Source organism: Acetobacterium wieringae (genome assembly GCF_001766835.1).
GTDB classification, from domain to species: domain Bacteria; phylum Bacillota; class Clostridia; order Eubacteriales; family Eubacteriaceae; genus Acetobacterium; species Acetobacterium wieringae.
Genome location: NZ_LKEU01000048.1, coordinates 1 through 613, shown reverse-complemented (window position 1 = coordinate 613; position 613 = coordinate 1). Strand labels below are relative to the sequence as shown.

Annotated in this window: 2 rRNA genes; both read right to left on the bottom strand. The window is 41.6% G+C overall.

Annotated features, from left to right (window positions below):
• Nucleotides 1-208: ribosomal RNA gene (locus ACWI_RS17280) — 23S ribosomal RNA — on the bottom strand; the annotation flags it as partial.
• A gap of 335 nt (nt 209-543) precedes the next feature.
• Nucleotides 544-613, bottom strand: a 16S ribosomal RNA gene (locus ACWI_RS17275); the annotation flags it as partial.

The window sequence follows — 613 nt, the reverse complement described above, 5'->3', positions numbered from 1 at the left end:
GTACTAAGATGTTTCAGTTCCCCAGGTTCCCTCCATAACGCTATGTATTCACGTTACAGTGACTGGTCTTCTACCAGCCGGGTTTCCCCATTCGGATATCTACGCTTTAACGGTTATGTGCACCTACACGTAGCTTTTCGCAGCTTGTCGCGTCCTTCGTCGGCTCTGATTGCCAAGGCATTCACCCTGTGCTCTTTTCTTCTTGATCCTGACGTTTTTACCCAAATCTTTCGATTTGGTAAGTCACTAAGCGTTAGCGTGTGACTGATGTAAAAACTAATGCATTTTTCGGCAAGATTCTTCCTTAACTGAATAAGGAATGTTGACGAAAAATACGATCCTAAAATTACGTTTTCGTGTTAAAGAAATTGTATTTCAAAATTTTATTTATACACTATGCTGTTTTCAATGATCGTTTGGACGCCTACCACTGTTTGGGTATTTGTCCCGCTAAAAAATGCATCCTAAGATGCTTTCTTAAGCTTTTTTGTATGAACCAGTCATACAAAAGAAAATAGTACCATGACTTCCTGTATTCCCTAGAAAGGAGGTGATCCAGCCGCACCTTCCGATACGGCTACCTTGTTACGACTTCACCCCAATTACTGACCCC